The organism is Flavobacterium sp. MMS24-S5 (assembly GCF_050320125.1).
Classification (GTDB): domain Bacteria; phylum Bacteroidota; class Bacteroidia; order Flavobacteriales; family Flavobacteriaceae; genus Flavobacterium; species Flavobacterium tyrosinilyticum.
The window spans coordinates 4,177,828-4,194,842 of sequence record NZ_CP190016.1; the positions used below are offsets into that span (position 1 = coordinate 4,177,828).

Genomic DNA, 17,015 nt, shown 5'->3' on the forward strand with positions numbered 1-17,015 from the left:
TCGCAGATTTGATTTTAAAATCTACATAAATATTTTCATCACAACAAAAATCTGCATTATCTGTGAAATCTGCGTGAGAAAATTTATAAGACAAAGATTTGAAAAAATAATTCGTGAATTCGTGGCGAAAAAAAACGCCAGAAAAACAAAATGGTTTTATATATTTGAAATCAGGATATTTTTTGCATTATTTGCAAAATAAAACCAGAACAACTGAATTAAATCAATTAATAATAGCAAAAACATATATGGCATTTTCAAGTTTATTCCGAAAAAAAACAGTGCAGGATATTCTGAAACAGGTTGCAAAAAATGAAGCAGATGGACATGGAGCATTAGGAAAGCACCTTACAACCAAAGATTTAACTGCTTTCGGAATTGCTGCAATTGTAGGTGCGGGGATTTTCAGCACCATCGGAAAAGCAAGTGCAGATGGATAGGCCAGCCGTAATATTTTTGTTCCTTTTTACTGCTCTTGCCTGTAGTTTTGCAGCTTTTGCTTATGCCGAATTTGCCTCAATGGTTCCTGTTTCTGGAAGTGCTTATACGTATTCGTATGTGGCTTTTGGAGAGCTAATCGCCTGGATTATCGGATGGGCTTTAATCATGGAATATGCCGTCGGAAACATAACCGTGGCCATATCGTGGAGTGATTATTTTACAGGCCTTCTCCAGAGTGGTGGCATTCATTTACCGCAATGGATTCAGATGGATTACTTAACCGCTTCAAACGGATATAATGATGCTGAAGCTTTAATGCGCGGCGGAAAATCATTCGAAAATTTAAGCACAGCTTTACAGCAAGCACATACAGCTTGGACAACGGCACCTACTTTAGGATCATTTCATTTTGTTACCGATATTCCAGCTTTATTCATTATTATTTTGATTACTGCTTTGGTTTACAGAGGAATGAAAGAATCTCGTAATGCGAGTAATTTAATGGTGGTTGTAAAACTTTGTGTAGTTCTGTTGGTTATCGCTGTCGGTGTATTTTATGTAGATACAGCAAACTGGGATCCTTTTGCGCCAAATGGAGTTGGAGGAGTTTTAAAAGGAGTATCTGCAGTTTTCTTTGCTTATATTGGTTTTGATGCTATTTCTACAACGGCAGAAGAATGTAAAAATCCACAACGTGATTTACCACGCGGAATGATGTGGGCAATTATTATTTGTACCATTCTTTATATTGCAATTGCCTTGGTTTTAACTGGAATGGTAAAATATCACGAATTAAATGTTGGAGATCCTTTAGCATTTGTTTTCGATAAATTAGACTTAAAATGGATGTCAGGAATTATTGCCGTAAGTGCAGTAGTGGCAATGGCGAGCGTTTTATTGGTCTTCCAAATGGGACAGCCTCGTATTTGGATGAGTATGAGTCGCGACGGGTTATTGCCAAAGAAATTCTCAACCGTTCACCCAAAATTCAAAACACCTTCTTTTGCAACTATTGTAACAGGATTTGTGGTTGCAATTCCGGCTTTGTTTTTGAATCTGACAATGGTAACCGATTTATGCAGTATCGGGACTTTATTTGCCTTTGTATTAGTTTGTGCTGGAGTTTTGGTTTTGCAAAACAAACCTGAAATTCCAAGAGGGAAATTCAAAACGCCTTATATCAACTCAAAATTTATTCTGCCAGTTTTAATGATCGTTGGATTGTATTATGCTTTTGCTTTCAACAGCAAAGCAACAATGGCTTTTATCAATAACGATCCGCAGATTTATGATGCAACTTCAATCGTAACTTCTTTAGACAAATCAGAATCAGAGCAGGTTTTCAAATATTTAGAAAGTATTGAAGTCAACAATAAAACCGCTGAGACATCAGATTTAGAGCATTTATTAGGTCAATATCAAGACGACGAAGCTAAATATGCTGAAGTTGTAAAAGGATTGCCAATTGCAGATTCAGCTAAATATGAGTCTGGTTTCAGTTTATTCAAACACAAAATCCCAATGTGGATATTCCTATTCGTTTTGGTTGGATTAGCTGTTTGGGCTTTCAGAAAAAATCTGTCTTTAATTCCACTTTTAGGATTAATCTGCTGTCTGTATATGATGGCCGAATTAAGCGTTTGGAACTGGATTTATTTTACAATCTGGCTAATAATCGGATTACTGATTTATTTTACATACAGTAGAAAAAACAGTAAGCTGAATACTGAAAATATAGGATAAAAGTAAAATTATATACTACAAAAAGCCGTTCTGAGTACTTCAGAACGGCTTTTTGCATTCTTAGTATTTTATAGAAATATTCTTATGTTTTAAGAGTGCTTTTCCTTAAGTTTGTTTTCAGTAAAATTTTAAATTTAATTAGTAATACATGGGTTTTCTTGATAAAATATTGGGCAAAAAAGAAGCTGCAATACAATCTAATACTGATTTCTGGAATTGGTTTTTAAAAAATGAAAAAGAGTTCTTTGCAATAGTTAAAAACAGACAAAACATACACCAAGGTTTTTTTGAAAAATTGGCTCCAAAACTGGATGAAATTCACAACGGAATTTATTTTCTAACAGGAATGTTAGATGATAATACAGTAGAATTAATCTTAACGCCAGACGGAGCAGTTAGGAATATATATGCAATTGAAGAATTGGTAAACGCAGCTCCTCAAATTAAAGGTTGGAAAATTACGGCATTAAAACCAGCATCAGACATTCAGGATATTGGTATTGATTATGAAGGATTCCAATTTAATAAGGACAATCTAAAATTTTATCCAAACATTCATGACGGATATCCAGATGAAATTGACTTAACCGTTATTTACGATGATTTTGTAGAAGAAAAAAAACAAGTTATAACCAACGGTGTTTATATTTTCTTAGACAATTATTTAGGAGAACTGCATTCTGTTACTTTGATTGATAACATGAAAATAGACGGTCCAAATAGTATTTCAGAAGAATTAATTCCGATCGAAAAATTAAAAGATTATTTGATCTGGAGAGAAAAAGAATTTGTAGAAAAATACGAAGGCACAAGACATAATACGGAAAATGATAACTATTCAGGTTTTGAAGCAACTGCGAAAGATGGAAGTGGTATTATAGGATTAATGAATACAGATCTTTTGCAATGGGATAAAAAAGCATCTCATCCGTGGGTATTTATTATTACCATTCTTTTTGATGGAAGCAATAATAACGGAATGCCAGATAAAGAAACTTATGAGTTATTAAACGAAATAGAAGATGAAGTTGTAGTAGACCTTAAAGACATGGAAGGTTATTTAAATGTAGGAAGGGAAACACTGGCAAACAGGAGGGAAATCTTTTTTGCCTGCAAAGATTTTAGAAAGCCAACAAAAGTAGCAGATGAATTAATTAAAAAACACGCTGGTTCATTCGAAATAAGTTATGAAATCTACAAAGACAAATACTGGCAAACGTTTAGACATTACGAGCCAAGATAAAGTGCAAAAAGCCGTTTTGAGACTATTCAAAACGGATTTTTTTCGATAAAAAAAATCCGCTTAGAGAAAATCTCCAGCGGATTCAAACAATCTAATAAAAAATGTGCAAATTTATTTATAGAGTAATGTTTGTCTTTATGGGAATGATTTTCTCGCGCAGATTTTGCAGATTAACAGCTCCTTTTTATAACCCTATTAATAAATCGGCATAATCAGCCAAATCTGCGAGAGAAAAAGCTTAGCGAATCTCTGTGAAAACTTCTTTGTGAATCTCTGCGGAATGTAAAACTCCAACATCAACCATACATTGTTTCATCATTTCGTAGGTGCGATCAATATCATTATCCAATCCAATAGAAAAGCGAATCAAACCATCTGTTAATCCCATTTCTTTCTGCTCTTCTAACGGAATTTCACTAGAAGTCGAAGTTCCCGGTGCGCTGAATAACGTTTTATAAAAACCTAAGCTTACTGCCAAATACCCAAGGTTTCGTTCCTGCATCAATTCCATTAATTCATTGGCTTTTTCCAAAGTTCCAACATCAATTGTTAGCATTCCGCCAAAACCATATTCGGGATTAATCATCGTTTTGTACAATTCATGACTCGGGTGACTTTTCAATCCCGGATAAACCGTTTTTAAACCGTCTTTTTCAAACTGATCCGCCAAATAATGTGCATTATGACTATGCTGTTTAATTCTAATATGAAGCGTTCTTAAATTTTTCATCACACTTGCAGAACGCAAACTATCCATTGTTGGCCCTAAAAGCATACTTGCACCAGAATTTACATTCTTCAGCGAATTAATAAATTCCTTAGACGCACAAGTCACACCGCCAACGGTATCACTGCTTCCGTTAATGTATTTCGTCAAACTATGAATTACAATATCGGCGCCCAATTTTGCAGGAGAAACCGATAATGGCGAAAATGTATTATCTACAACCAATTTCAAATTGTGCTTTTTGGCAATTTTAGCCAATCCAGCAATATCAGCAACTTCCAGAAGTGGATTACTAACCGTTTCGCAATACAAAACTTTCGTTTTCGGCGTAATCGCAGCTTCTACAATATCCAATTTTGTAATGTCTACAAAGCTTGTTTCAATCCCGAATCTTGGTGTAAAGTTTTTTAAGAAAGCATAAGTGCCGCCATAAATAGTTCGGCTAGAAACAATATGTTCTCCCGCACCGCATAATTGCAATAGAGTAGGCGTAATAGCTCCCATTCCCGAAGCCGAAACATTTGCTGTTTCTGTTCCTTCCATCGCCGCCAAAGCCTGATCCAAATACAAATTACTGGGGGATGAATGGCGCGAATACAAGTAACAGCCTTCCATATTTCCTTCGAAAGTATCAAACATAGTTTTAGCCGAAAGAAAAGTATAAGTAGAAGAATCAGAAATCGACGGATTCACACCGCCAAATTCCCCAAAATATTGCAAATCCTGAATTTTATCTGCTGGGTTGAAGTTTTTCATTTTTAGTTAATTTCAAGTTTTTATTTGTTTGCTTCGCCCGTTCGGCTTTCAGCCTTGGGTCAAGTTTCAAGTTTCAAGTTGTTTGAGCCTTATGTTGATTTTTAGAAGCTATTTCCTGCTATCCGCTATATCTTTTGTGCCGAACCCCGGCACAAAAGGATGCCGCTTCTATCAGGGCTAGGACTCTCGTTTTCAAAAGAAATTCTATTCAAAATAAGATCTATTCAGAATATTAATCAATAAGTAATAGAATAATTAGATTTTAAAACTATAAAAATGTATTTATTGTGATTTTTAATCTAAATTTGAAATAAAAAGTGTGATTTGATAGATTTTCTTTCTTTCACAATAGACAACAAACCATTAACAACAAACTATAAACATGATTCTTGACGAAATCGATAAAAAACTCTTGGTTTTACTTCAAACCGACAGTAAAAAAACAAACAAAGAATTGTCTTTAAAGCTCAATCTTTCTGTAACGGCAGTTTACGAACGAATCAAAAAGTTAGAACGCGAAGGCATAATAAAAAACTATGCCGCTTTAGTAGATAAATCCAAAATCGAAAAGGGATTTGTAGTTTTCTGTCACCTAAAACTCATTCAGCATACCAAAGAATTCCTAACCAAATTCGAAAGCGAAGTCATCAAACTCAATGAAGTTTTAGAATGCCATCACGTAAGCGGCGATTACGATTATATTTTGAAAGTTCTAGTGAAGGATATGGAAGCCTACAGGGAATTTTTGGTTACAAAACTCACAAGTTTACAGCATATTGGAAGCACCCAAAGTATGTTTATGATTAGCGAAGTGAAGAACTCAACGGTAATTTCTTTTTGAGATACTAAGATTCTAAGATTTTTCGTAGAGACGCACTGCAGTGCGTCTAACATTACGTTAAATACACAAACGTAAAACATTAACAAAATTCAAAGCTAAAAAAACTTAAATTTGAGTTTAAATACAAACGAAATGGAAACGAAAGAATTAAGACGTAAGCTTATCAAAGATTTTGGAAAGTTCATAGACGACGATTCAAAATTAGAAATTTTAGAGAGCGTTTTTGATGCCATAAGTGATGAGGAGAAAGAGTCAGTTATTCCCGGTTCGCATTACAATTTAGTTGCCGAAGAAAGAGAAAAATATCTTTCAGGTGAAATAGAGGCGAGCTCGTGGGAAGAAACAGAGAAACGTTTGAATGCAAAATATGGTTTTTAAAATTACAATTTTACCATTAGCAGAAAAAGAAATTGAAGAGTCTATTGAATTTTACGAAAGCAGAAGCAGAGGTTTAGGAAAGCAATTTCTAACTTATTTAAAATCTTATCTCAAAGTTTTAAAAACAAATCGAGAATTATTTGAAATAAAAAAGCAACCAGGTTATAGAGAAATGACTTTGGTTAAGTTTCCATTTGTTATTATATATGAAATTATTGGAGTCGAAATAATTATTTATTCAATATTTCATACTTCACGAAATCCAGAAAGAAAACCTTAGTAAAGAGGGACAAAGTTACAGAGAGACAAAGTTTCAAAGGTTTTCTGTAGAGACGCACAGCAGTGCGTCTAACGTCCTGTTTGTTATCCTGAGGAACGAAGGATCACACGCGAAACTCTACAAAGATTTGCGATTTTGCATGCCGAGCTTCTAGTGCGATCCTTCGTTCCTCAGGATGACAAGTATGGGTATAAACTTTGCGACTCTGCGTCTTTGCGAGATTAAAAAAAACAAAAACTTTTGTGTCTTCGAGCCTTTGCGGCAGAAAACCTTCCTCCAAAATTTCACACAAAAAACATTGAAAATTAAACCTCAAACAGAACTTTATTGCTTAATTTTGTAACCGCTAAAATAAAAACAAAATACTATGAGTTCATTTGACGTAGTCATTATAGGTTCAGGTCCTGGAGGATATGTATCAGCAATTCGTTGCGCACAATTAGGTTTCAAAACTGCAATTGTAGAAAAATATAATTCATTAGGCGGAACTTGCCTTAACGTAGGTTGTATTCCTTCAAAAGCATTATTATCTTCTTCTCATCATTATGCTGAAATTGCTCATTTCGCAGATCACGGAATCGAAGTTTCTGGTGATGTAAAAATCAATTTAGAGAAAATGATCGCACGCAAACAAGCCGTTGTAGATCAAACTGTAGGTGGTATCAACTACTTAATGGATAAAAATAAAATTACTGTTTTCAATGGTTTAGGTTCTTTTGTAGACGCAACTCACATTGCAGTTGCAAAAGCTGACGGAACATCTGAAACTATCGAAGCAAAATATACTGTAATCGCTACAGGATCAAAACCATCTTCTTTACCATTCATCAAAATTGATAAAGAAAGAATCATCACTTCTACTGAAGCTTTGGCTTTAAAAGAAGTTCCAAAACACTTAGTTATCATCGGTGGTGGAGTTATCGGAATCGAGCTTGGACAAGTTTACCTTCGTTTAGGAGCCCAGGTTTCTGTAGTTGAATTTATGGACAGAATTATTCCTGGAATGGACGGAGCTCTTTCTAAAGAATTGACTAAAGTGTTGAAAAAACAAGGAATGAAATTCTACGTTTCTCACAAAGTAAAATCAGTTGAAAGAAACGGCGATGCTGTTGTAGTTCAAGCTGAAAATGCAAAAGGAGAAACAATTACTCTTGAAGGAGATTATTCATTAGTTTCTGTTGGTCGTCGTCCTTACACAGACGGATTAAATGCTGATAAAGCTGGAGTGAAAATTTCAGACAGAGGACAAGTTGAAGTAAACGATCATTTACAAACTAGTGTTCCAAATATCTACGCAATTGGTGACGTTGTTCGTGGAGCAATGTTAGCGCACAAAGCGGAAGAAGAAGGAGTAATGGTTGCTGAAATTTTAGCAGGTCAAAAACCACATATCGATTATAACCTAATTCCTGGTGTAGTGTACACTTGGCCAGAAGTTGCGGCAGTTGGACAAACGGAAGAGCAATTGAAAGCAGCTGGAGTGAAATACAAATCTGGAAGTTTCCCATTCAAAGCGTTAGGACGTGCAAGAGCAAGTGCTGACTTAGATGGATTCGTAAAAATCCTTGCTGACGAAAAAACAGATGAGGTTTTAGGAGTTCACATGATTGGAGCGCGTACAGCAGACTTAATTGCTGAAGCGGTTACTGCAATGGAATTCAAAGCTTCTGCTGAAGATATTTCTAGAATGAGCCATGCGCACCCAACTTTCGCGGAAGCGGTAAAAGAAGCAGCTTTGGCGGCTACAGAAAATAGAGCGTTACACGTATAATTTTTTACGTTAATCATAAAAGAAAAACCGTCAGTTCCAAATGGATTCTGACGGTTTTTTTTATTCTTTTATTAATTTGAAAGTATAATAGGTTTCTTTGTTTTTGGAGTAAACGCTGTAAATGTTTTCTTCTTCATCATAAATTTTGTATCGATATTTATCGCCTTTCACACTTAGGTTTTTTCGTGACAAATTATTACTTTCAATAAACTCAAGTTCAAATTCGCAATTGCTTCTTTTTCTATACAACAACTTCGAGAAAGTATTATCTCCGAATTTTTCTATCCAAAGATTTCCATTTATAGTTACCTCTACTTTTTTTCCTCTTTCTTCCCAGTAGTGAAATTTTTTGCTTTCGTCAAAATTATTGCATTGTTCCTTAGATACATTGCCTAAAGGCTTTTCGTTTTGCATTCCCCAGTCATTTTGTATAGAATCTTTAGGGAAAAGCGCATTAAATTCATTACAGTTTTTTTGAAGGCGATAAATCATTTTTTCAAAAGCTTTTCGCTGTGCGATAGTATCTTTAAATTTTGCCAAAAAAGGCATGACATGAGATTTATTAATGCTATGCAGTCTTATTTCATTATTTAAAATTTTGTTTTCAGCCAATGACTGGCATATTTCGTTATTTAAAGAATCTACTGTTTGTATAGTTTGAGATTGGCTAGTAAGGGAAAATAAAATAAAGAATAGTAATAGATGGATTCTCATTTTTGAGTTATTGATTGTGTGTCAAATTTAATGGTTTGTAACTCAAGTTGTAAAAACTTTATTGAAATTTTCAAAATCCCTTATTTTTTTGCGGCTTAAAAATATAAACTTGAAGAAAAATTTTGTAAATTAGATGTGTATTTCAGGTGTTATCTTTATGATTATTAAAAAGATAGTATTATGAAAAGTAAATATATCGCTCCGATTCTAATTGGAGCAGGAATTGGAATCGCATTGTACTCTTGTGGAGGCGGAATTCCAAAAAATGCACAGGCTGTAACAAACTTTGACAGCAATAAATATCTCGGAAAATGGTACGAAATTGCCAGATTAGATTACAAATGGGAAAGAGATTTGAACAATGTAACTGCCGAATATTCTTTAAACGAAGATAAAACTATAAAAGTCGATAATAAGGGCTATAATGTCAAAAAAGACAAATGGGAACAAAGTGTCGGGAAAGCTAGATTTGTCAAAAAAGACAATATTGGTATGCTGAAAGTCTCATTTTTTGGTCATTTTTATTCTGGTTATAACGTCGTAGCAATCGATCCAGATTATAAATACGCGCTTGTGGCTGGAGAAAGTTTAAAATACATGTGGATACTTTCTAGAGAAAAAACAATTCCGGAAAGTGTAAAAGCAGATTATCTTATCAAAGCTCAGGAAATTGGATATAACGTAACCGATTTGGTTTGGGTAAAACAGGATAAAGCGAATTAAACAAAAGCCCGTCAGGTATAAACTTGACGGGCTTTTGTTTTGGGTTGAAAAACGATTTACGCAGTAAAAACACTTTTATAATTATCCCAGTATCTGTAAATCAAAAATAAATTTCCTATAAATAGAAGTACTGCAATTGGCAGACCGTCGGGAGTTAAAAAATAATTGATAAACAAAATATTTACCGTAATTGGTAAGATCAAGATGTTTGCTAAAGTTACGTAACGCCCAGTTACAAATGCAATTCCACAAAGTAATTCGATAGATTTTGCCAGTGGCATTAAATACGTCGAAGCCATTAAACCTACATTAAATGCTTTAAAGTTTCCTGTAGTTTCAGGCTCTGGCATTAGATGGAAAAAATAACTGATAGAGGCAAAAAGCAGCAAAAGGCCAATTAAAACGCGGACAATAATAGTGGCAATTTTCATAATACTTAGGATTTTTTAAGGTTAAAAAATATAATTAAGTTATTGGAAAAGATGCAATCTAAAAGCTCAAATGAGAATCACAAATTATTTTTTTTGAGGTTCTTTTTTAAGGATTTTACAATTAAATTAATGCTGTTTTAGGATTATTCTAATTGTATATCAAATATAACGAATTTTTTCTTATAAAAAGAATGTATTTTTAACAGTTTTGCAATGTAATTCAAATCATTTGATTATTTTTTTTGCTTTCCGCTCATGAAAGAATTTTGTCGTAATTTTGACCTTTAAAATTACCATTTTTGAGAGTTTCCATCCGTAAAAATATTGCCAATCCGAAACTGTTTAAAGAACAGATCTTAAGTTGGGCGCAGCAATTTCGCGAAGTCGTTTTTTTAGACAGCAATTCTTATCCGCAGCAGTATTCTAATTTTGACTGCATATTGGCAGTAGATGCTTTTACTTCTTTAAAAACAGATTATTACAATGCTTTTGAAGATCTAAAACAATATCAGCAAAATACAAAAGACTGGCTTTTTGGATACCTTTCTTATGATTTAAAGAATGGTATTGAAAATCTTCAATCCAATAATTTTGATGGTTTGAACTTTCCCGACTTGTTTTTCTTTCAGCCTAAAAAAGTTTATATTCTGAAAGGAAATGAACTTGAAATTCAATATTTAATGCTTTGCGATGATGAGGTAGAAGAGGATTTTGAGGAAATAATAAAAGTTCAGACCGAAACATTTGTCACACTGAGCGGAGTCGAAGTGAAGCAACGTATTTCTAAAGAATTATATGTTCAGAAAGTAAATAAAATGCTGGAACATATTCATGTTGGTGATATGTACGAAGCCAATTTCTGTATGGAATTTTATGCTGAAAATGCCGTTATAAATCCGTTAGAAAAATTTCAGAAGTTGAATGAGATTTCACAAGCTCCTTTTTCAGTTTTCTTTAAAAATTACAAACACTATTTGCTTTCTGCTTCACCAGAACGCTACTTGAAAAAAGAAGGAGATAAGATCATTTCTCAACCCATAAAAGGAACTTCTAAGCGTTTTGCAGATCCAATTGAAGACGAAAAATCAAAGAGTGTTTTAGTTTCAGACGCCAAAGAGCGAGCTGAAAATATCATGATAACCGATTTAGTGCGAAATGATTTGTCTCATACCTCGCAAAAGGGTTCCGTTGAAGTCGAAGAGCTTTGCGGAATTTATTCGTTTTTGCAAGTGCATCAGATGATTTCTACGATCACTTCCAAATTAGATTCTCAATATGCGGCAGTAGATGTTTTGAAGACGACTTTCCCGATGGGGAGTATGACGGGCGCTCCAAAAATTTCGGTGATGGAAATTGTCGAAAATCTTGAAGAAACCAAAAGAGGATTGTATAGTGGGGCGGTTGGTTATTTTACGCCTGAAGGCAATTTTGATTTTAATGTCGTAATTAGAAGTATTTTGTACAATCAAGAGAATAAATATGTTTCTTTCTCGGTTGGAAGTGCCATAACATCGCTTTCAATTCCAGAAAAAGAATATGAAGAATGTTTGCTAAAGGCAAAAGCAATGCACGAAGTTTTGCAATAATTTTTTTCTGCCACGACTCGAGCGACAGCGAACAGGCGAAGCAATTCACGAATTTGCACGAATTTTTTCTTCAATTCGATAAAAAAAAGATAGCCACAGATTAAAGGATTAAAATGATTTAAAAAAATCTGTGTAAATCTTTTTAATCTGTGGCAAAAAAAATAATTCGAGCAAATTCGTGTAATTCGTGGCAAAAAAATACCCGCTTAACATTTCGTTTAAAAATAGATCAAATTTAATTCTTTACTTTTATCAGATGTTTTCAAAATTTCAAAATCATATCGTTTCAAGATTTCCTTTTTTAGCCGAAAAAAAGCTTTTTCTGGCTGTAAGCGGCGGATTGGACAGTATGGTTTTGCTGCATTTATTACACAGGCTACCTTATGAAATTGCAGTTTTGCATTGCAATTTTCAACTTCGAGGATTGGAAAGTTTTGGAGATCAGGAATTTATTCAGAACTATTGCGATCAGCACAATATTCCAATTTTTACGACTCATTTCGATACTGAAGCTTTCGCTAAAGATTATAAATTATCAACCCAAGTTGCAGCAAGAGAACTTCGTTACAGCTGGTTTTATGAACTTTTGGAAGAAGAAAACTTCGATTATATCCTGACAGCACATCATGCCGATGATAATCTAGAAACTTTTATTATTAACCTAACTCGCGGAACAGGTTTAGAAGGTTTAACTGGAATTCCAGAACAAAATGATAAAATTATTCGTCCGCTTTTGCCTTTTTCTAGAGAAGAAATTTTGAATTACGCAGAGGAGAATAAAATAGAATGGCGAGAAGACAGCAGTAATGCTTCGACAAAATATCTCAGAAATAAGATTCGTCATAATTTAGTTCCGGTTTTAAAAGAAATCAATCCTAATTTTCTAGATGCTTTTCAGAAAACCCAGTCCTTTCTTCAAGAATCAAAAGAAATGGTTGAAGATGCATCGATTATGGTATATCAGCAAGTGGCAAAAGAAGCAGGAGACGATATTCATTTTGATTTAAATCAGTTAAAAAAACTTCCAAATTATAAAGCGTATCTCTACCAATGGCTAAATGAATTTGGTTTTTCTGCCTGGAATGATATTTATGATTTGGTTGAAGGGCAATCAGGAAAACAAGTTCTTTCCGAGGAATTTAGATTGCTAAAAAATAGAGAAACGCTTATTTTAAGTCCGTTTTCTGAAATGCCAGAAAACGAAGAATATCAAATTAGTGAAAACGATACAGAAGTTAATTTTCCCTTAAAAATGAGTCTTTGTAACGTAGATCACACAACATTCGGTTCAAATAAGGTTATATTTGTCGATTCCAATAAAATCCGTTTTCCATTAGTTTTGCGTAAATGGAAAGAAGGAGATGTTTTTCAGCCTTTCGGAATGAGAGGAAAATCTAAAAAAGTGAGCAAGCTTTTTAAAGACGAAAAATTATCATTGATCGAAAAAGAAAAAACTTGGATTTTATGTTCTGAAAATGAAATAGTCTGGGTTGTTGGAATAAGACAGGACGAGCGTTTTAAAATAGAGAAAACCACAAATCAAATACTAAAAATAGAATTACAATAATGAACTTTACTCGAAATCTTCAGACAAATTTGTCAAAAAATGTTTGGACTAAAACCATTTTACTTTTCGTATTTTTCTTTGCTTTTGCAAAAGGTAATGCGCAAATATTGGAGCCGGTAAAATGGACTTCTAAAATTGAGAAAAAAGGAAACAATGCCGTTTTGATTTTTGATGGAACAATCGAAAAAGACTGGCATATGTATTCGCAGTTTACTCCAGACGGCGAGCCTTTGGCTTTAGAAATAACTTTTAAAAATCAAAAAGGAAACTACGAATTAGTTGGAAAAGCTAAAGAAGGTAAAACTAGAACAGCTTTTAACGATGTTTTTGGCGTAGATGAAACTTTTTTTGAGGGAAAAGCACACATTGAACAAGAAATAAAAATCATAAACCCGAATTTAAAAACGGTTGATGTAGATTTTGATTTTCAGGTTTGTAAAGAAGTTTGCATCAATTCGAGTAAGAAATTCTCGATTGCTGTTCCTTCAACTTTCAAAATGAATGAAGTTCCAGTTGTAACAGAAGCTAAAGCTGATGAAACAAAAGTAGTGGGACTAGCAGTTGATACCGTTAAAAAAGAAGAAGTTGCGCAGCCAACAGTGCAGAAAACAGACGAAACTGCACAAGAAGAAATTCCTGCGCCTGCGCCTTCAAGAAGTTTGTGGTCGATCTTTTTTATTGCCTTTTTATCAGGATTTGCAGCATTGTTAACTCCTTGCGTTTTCCCGATGATCCCGATGACGGTAAGTTTCTTTACAAAACAAAGTAAAAGCCGTGCAAAAGGAATTAGAAATGCAATTATCTACGGATTTTCAATCATTGCTATTTACGTAATTTTAGGTCTTATTGTCACTAAAATATTTGGTGCTGATGCCTTAAATGCTTTGTCTACAGATGTTTGGTTCAATTTGATTTTCTTTGTAATCTTAGTTGTTTTTGCTACTTCATTTTTGGGTGCTTTCGAAATCATGCTTCCAAATTCATGGGCAAATAAAGCAGATCAGCAAGCAGATAAAGGCGGTTTAATCGGAATATTATTCATGGCTTTGGCTTTGGCGATTGTATCATTTTCTTGTACAGGGCCAATTGTTGGAACTTTATTGGTTGAAGCAGCTTCAAATGGAGGAATTGCGCCAATTGTCGGAATGCTTGGATTCTCTTTAGCATTAGCGCTTCCGTTTATGTTATTTGCCATGTTCCCAGGATGGTTAAATTCTTTACCAAAATCTGGAGGATGGTTAAATACTGTAAAAGTAGTTTTAGGATTTTTAGAGCTGGCTTTGGCATTCAAATTTTTATCAAATGCTGATTTAGTTTTACAATTGCATTTCTTAGAAAGAGAAGTGTTTATTGCAATCTGGATTGCTATTTTTGGGGCAATGACATTATATTTATTCGGAAAAATTACCTTGCCTCACGATAGTCCTACGAATCATATTTCTGTTGGAAGATTGTATTTAGGATTACTGACATTTGTATTTACCATGTATTTAATTCCTGGACTTTGGGGAGCTCCTTTAAAATTAATCAGTGCATTCCCACCGCCGCCGCAATATAGCGAAAGTCCGTTTGGAGTTGGAGGTTCAGGAAACGGATCAGTTTCTTCAGAATCTATTAAAGGGCTTCCAGAGGGAGCTGAATTAGGCCCACACGGAATTATGGTTTTCCATGATTATGAAGATGGTTTGGCTTATGCAAAAGAAATCAATAAGCCAATTATGCTTGATTTTACAGGTTATGCTTGTGTGAATTGCAGAAAAATGGAAAATAATGTTTGGTCAGAACCAGCTATTTTACCAATCCTTAAAAATGATGTGGTTTTAATTTCTCTTTACGTTGACGATAAACGTGAATTGCCAAAAGAAGAGCAATTTACAACTGCTGCAGGAGATAAAATTATTACTGTTGGCGATAAGTGGACCGATTTTATGATTTCAAAATATAAAACCAATACACAGCCTTTATATGTTATTACCGATTTGGAAGGAAAAAACATGAATACTTCTAAACCAACAATAAGTTATGTAAATGCAGATGAATATTTACATTGGTTAAAAGAAGGAATTTCGAATTTTAAGTAAATCTTGGGAGGATAGAGATAGAGTAAAGAGATGAGAAAAATCTATAATCTATATTCTAAAATCTACAATCTACAATTATAAAAGGTATTTAATTCAAAAAGCACTCTAAGTCAAATTTAGAGTGCTTTTTTATTTATCAAGTAATGTGAGAAGGGAATTTATTCTTATAAGAATTCTCCGTGTTGAGAGATGTCTAATCCTAGTTCTTCTTTTTCTTCAGTAACTCTTAGAGGAGTAATTTTATTTACAATGAAGAATAAAGCATAAGAAGCTACAAAAGCAAAGATTGAAACAATAACTAAAGCAGTCAATTGATTGATGAATAAAGTTGGAGTTCCGAAGATTAAACCTTGATTATCTCCAACCGCAGGGTTGATTGCTTTTGATGCGAAAACACCAGTTAAAAGCATTCCTACCATACCACCAACACCGTGACAAGCAAATACATCTAGAGCATCGTCGATTTTTCCTTTAGGGAATTTGCTTACTACGATGTTACTTACAATTGCAGAGAATAATCCGATGAAGATTGCGTGAGGGATGCTAACAAATCCAGCAGCAGGTGTAATAGCAACTAGACCTACAACAGCTCCGATACAAGCTCCAAGAGCAGATAATTTGTGTCCTAAAATTTTATCAAGGAAAACCCAAGCCATTGCAGCAGCGGCAGCGGCAACAGTAGTAGTTCCTAAAGCTTGAGCAGCAAGACCATTAGCTCCTAAAGCAGATCCAGCGTTGAAACCAAACCATCCGAACCAAAGTAATCCTGTTCCTAATAGTACATAAGTAATTCTAGCAGGATTAACTTTTTGCACTTTTCTTTTTCCTAAGAACATAGCTCCAGCCAATGCAGCCCATCCAGCACTCATGTGTACTACAGTTCCTCCAGCGAAGTCAAGAACCCCCATTTTGAAGAAAACTCCATCAGGATGCCAAGTCATGTGAGCAAGTGGAGTATATATTAATAATATAAATAAAACCATGAATAGCAAATAAGCCCAGAAACGTACACGTTCTGCAAAAGCACCTGTAATTAATGCAGGAGTAATGATAGCGAATTTTGCCTGAAATAATGCGAATAATATAAATGGAATCGTTGGTGCAAGGCTCCATGCTGTATTAGTTCCAACTCCAGCAAAGAACAAATTCTCAGACGGGTTTCCGATAATTCCTCCAATTGTTGGTCCGAAAGCCAATCCAAAAGCAACAACTGTCCATAGAATAGTAACAATTACCATTGCCATAAAACTTTGAAGCATAGTACTGATTACGTTTTTCTTACCTACCATACCTCCGTAGAAAAATCCTAATCCTGGTGTCATTAACAATACAAAAGCAGTTGCAACGATCATCCAGGCAGTATCTCCAGTATCAAATTTTACAGCTTCTGCAGGAATTGGGTTGTCTGCAATAATAAAGTTTGAAATAAAGGTTAGTACCAAAATCGTGATAAGAATCACACTTAAAATAATTTTTCGCATAGTTATTTAGTTTTAAATTTTTTATAAAAGTATAAAATGATTTGATACCCCCTAAAAAAATAGGGTTGTATGCTTTATTTTTGTTGAATTTAAAATTTAACCCCTGTGATTTTGCGTGAATTTCTTAAAACAAACTTAAAATTTACAATTTGGCAACATTTTTTTTTCACTTACCATCATTTTTGATAATTTTTGGGGTAATTGATTGCTATTTTTTGTAGGATAATAGATATTTGTTGTTTAAAAAACGTC

At 34.1% G+C, this 17,015-nt stretch carries 13 protein-coding genes and 1 pseudogene; 10 read left to right on the forward strand and 4 right to left on the reverse strand.

What is annotated here, in order from left to right:
* Positions 1–248 precede the first annotated feature (248 nt).
* A pseudogene (locus ACPWTF_RS19180) lies at positions 249–2,184 on the forward strand (amino acid permease).
* 148 nt (positions 2,185–2,332) lie between these two features.
* Complete coding sequence (locus ACPWTF_RS19185) at positions 2,333–3,427, forward strand: DUF695 domain-containing protein (protein WP_427872544.1); 1,095 nt, start codon at positions 2,333–2,335, stop codon at positions 3,425–3,427.
* Between the two features lie 238 nt (positions 3,428–3,665).
* On the opposite strand, the gene ACPWTF_RS19190 is transcribed toward ACPWTF_RS19185, so the two are convergent.
* Positions 3,666–4,910: an aminotransferase class I/II-fold pyridoxal phosphate-dependent enzyme gene (locus ACPWTF_RS19190; RefSeq protein ID WP_427872545.1), complete on the reverse strand. Its 1,245-nt coding sequence runs from the start codon at positions 4,908–4,910 to the stop codon at positions 3,666–3,668.
* Between the two features lie 382 nt (positions 4,911–5,292).
* Here ACPWTF_RS19190 and ACPWTF_RS19195 point away from each other — a divergent pair, with 382 nt between their 5' ends.
* From ACPWTF_RS19195 to lpdA, 4 genes are all read left to right on the forward strand, one after another.
* Complete coding sequence (locus ACPWTF_RS19195; protein WP_343539305.1) at positions 5,293–5,751, forward strand: Lrp/AsnC family transcriptional regulator; 459 nt, start codon at positions 5,293–5,295, stop codon at positions 5,749–5,751.
* Between the two features lie 111 nt (positions 5,752–5,862).
* On the forward strand, positions 5,863–6,129 hold the full coding sequence (locus tag ACPWTF_RS19200) for a hypothetical protein (RefSeq protein WP_427872546.1): 267 nt from the start codon (positions 5,863–5,865) through the stop codon (positions 6,127–6,129).
* Positions 6,119–6,409 (forward strand): type II toxin-antitoxin system RelE/ParE family toxin, encoded by a 291-nt coding sequence (locus ACPWTF_RS19205; RefSeq protein ID WP_427872547.1) that lies wholly within the window; start codon positions 6,119–6,121, stop codon positions 6,407–6,409. The genes ACPWTF_RS19200 and ACPWTF_RS19205 overlap by 11 nt, the downstream gene beginning before the upstream one ends.
* A 367-nt stretch (positions 6,410–6,776) precedes the next feature.
* A complete protein-coding gene (gene lpdA / locus ACPWTF_RS19210; protein WP_125721619.1) occupies positions 6,777–8,180 on the forward strand; it encodes a dihydrolipoyl dehydrogenase in 1,404 nt (467 codons plus the stop codon).
* Between the two features lie 60 nt (positions 8,181–8,240).
* On the opposite strand, the gene ACPWTF_RS19215 is transcribed toward lpdA, so the two are convergent.
* Positions 8,241–8,894, reverse strand: a complete 654-nt coding sequence (locus tag ACPWTF_RS19215) for a hypothetical protein (RefSeq protein ID WP_427872548.1) — start codon at positions 8,892–8,894, stop codon at positions 8,241–8,243.
* 180 nt (positions 8,895–9,074) lie between these two features.
* On the opposite strand from ACPWTF_RS19215, the gene ACPWTF_RS19220 reads away from it, so the two are divergent.
* Positions 9,075–9,617: a lipocalin family protein gene (locus ACPWTF_RS19220; RefSeq protein WP_427872549.1), complete on the forward strand. Its 543-nt coding sequence runs from the start codon at positions 9,075–9,077 to the stop codon at positions 9,615–9,617.
* 56 nt (positions 9,618–9,673) lie between these two features.
* Here ACPWTF_RS19220 and ACPWTF_RS19225 read toward each other — a convergent pair whose 3' ends face one another.
* The gene (locus ACPWTF_RS19225) at positions 9,674–10,048 is read right to left on the reverse strand and encodes a DoxX family membrane protein (protein WP_095931855.1); all 375 of its coding nucleotides are present in this window, start codon (positions 10,046–10,048) and stop codon (positions 9,674–9,676) included.
* A 299-nt stretch (positions 10,049–10,347) separates the two neighbouring features.
* Here ACPWTF_RS19225 and ACPWTF_RS19230 point away from each other — a divergent pair, with 299 nt between their 5' ends.
* The 3 genes from ACPWTF_RS19230 to ACPWTF_RS19240 all read left to right on the forward strand — a co-directional run bounded on the left by ACPWTF_RS19230 (position 10,348) and on the right by ACPWTF_RS19240 (position 15,282).
* Positions 10,348–11,634, forward strand: a complete 1,287-nt coding sequence (locus ACPWTF_RS19230) for an anthranilate synthase component I family protein (protein ID WP_427872550.1) — start codon at positions 10,348–10,350, stop codon at positions 11,632–11,634.
* A 256-nt stretch (positions 11,635–11,890) separates the two neighbouring features.
* Positions 11,891–13,201 carry a tRNA lysidine(34) synthetase TilS gene (gene tilS, locus ACPWTF_RS19235; RefSeq protein ID WP_427872551.1) on the forward strand — a complete coding sequence of 437 codons (1,311 nt, stop codon included), beginning with the start codon at positions 11,891–11,893 and terminating at the stop codon, positions 13,199–13,201.
* Positions 13,201–15,282, forward strand: coding sequence for a protein-disulfide reductase DsbD family protein (locus ACPWTF_RS19240; RefSeq protein WP_427872552.1), 2,082 nt, complete (start codon positions 13,201–13,203; stop codon positions 15,280–15,282). Before tilS ends, ACPWTF_RS19240 begins: the two co-directional genes overlap by 1 nt.
* Positions 15,283–15,446: 164 nt before the next feature.
* Here ACPWTF_RS19240 and ACPWTF_RS19245 read toward each other — a convergent pair whose 3' ends face one another.
* Positions 15,447–16,763 (reverse strand): ammonium transporter, encoded by a 1,317-nt coding sequence (locus ACPWTF_RS19245; protein WP_427872553.1) that lies wholly within the window; start codon positions 16,761–16,763, stop codon positions 15,447–15,449.
* Positions 16,764–17,015 lie beyond the last annotated feature (252 nt).

What these genes read in the sequence shown, in the direction of transcription:
- ACPWTF_RS19185 (WP_427872544.1), top strand. Translation starts at nt 2,333, where the DNA reads ATGGGTTTTCTTGATAAAATATTGGGCAAAAAAGAAGCTGCAATACAA.
- ACPWTF_RS19190 (WP_427872545.1), bottom strand. Translation starts at nt 4,910, where the DNA reads ATGAAAAACTTCAACCCAGCAGATAAAATTCAGGATTTGCAATATTTT.
- ACPWTF_RS19195 (WP_343539305.1), top strand. Translation starts at nt 5,293, where the DNA reads ATGATTCTTGACGAAATCGATAAAAAACTCTTGGTTTTACTTCAAACC.
- ACPWTF_RS19205 (WP_427872547.1), top strand. Translation starts at nt 6,119, where the DNA reads ATGGTTTTTAAAATTACAATTTTACCATTAGCAGAAAAAGAAATTGAA.
- lpdA (WP_125721619.1), top strand. Translation starts at nt 6,777, where the DNA reads ATGAGTTCATTTGACGTAGTCATTATAGGTTCAGGTCCTGGAGGATAT.
- ACPWTF_RS19215 (WP_427872548.1), bottom strand. Translation starts at nt 8,894, where the DNA reads ATGAGAATCCATCTATTACTATTCTTTATTTTATTTTCCCTTACTAGC.
- ACPWTF_RS19220 (WP_427872549.1), top strand. Translation starts at nt 9,075, where the DNA reads ATGAAAAGTAAATATATCGCTCCGATTCTAATTGGAGCAGGAATTGGA.
- ACPWTF_RS19225 (WP_095931855.1), bottom strand. Translation starts at nt 10,048, where the DNA reads ATGAAAATTGCCACTATTATTGTCCGCGTTTTAATTGGCCTTTTGCTG.
- tilS (WP_427872551.1), top strand. Translation starts at nt 11,891, where the DNA reads ATGTTTTCAAAATTTCAAAATCATATCGTTTCAAGATTTCCTTTTTTA.
- ACPWTF_RS19240 (WP_427872552.1), top strand. Translation starts at nt 13,201, where the DNA reads ATGAACTTTACTCGAAATCTTCAGACAAATTTGTCAAAAAATGTTTGG.
- ACPWTF_RS19245 (WP_427872553.1), bottom strand. Translation starts at nt 16,763, where the DNA reads ATGCGAAAAATTATTTTAAGTGTGATTCTTATCACGATTTTGGTACTA.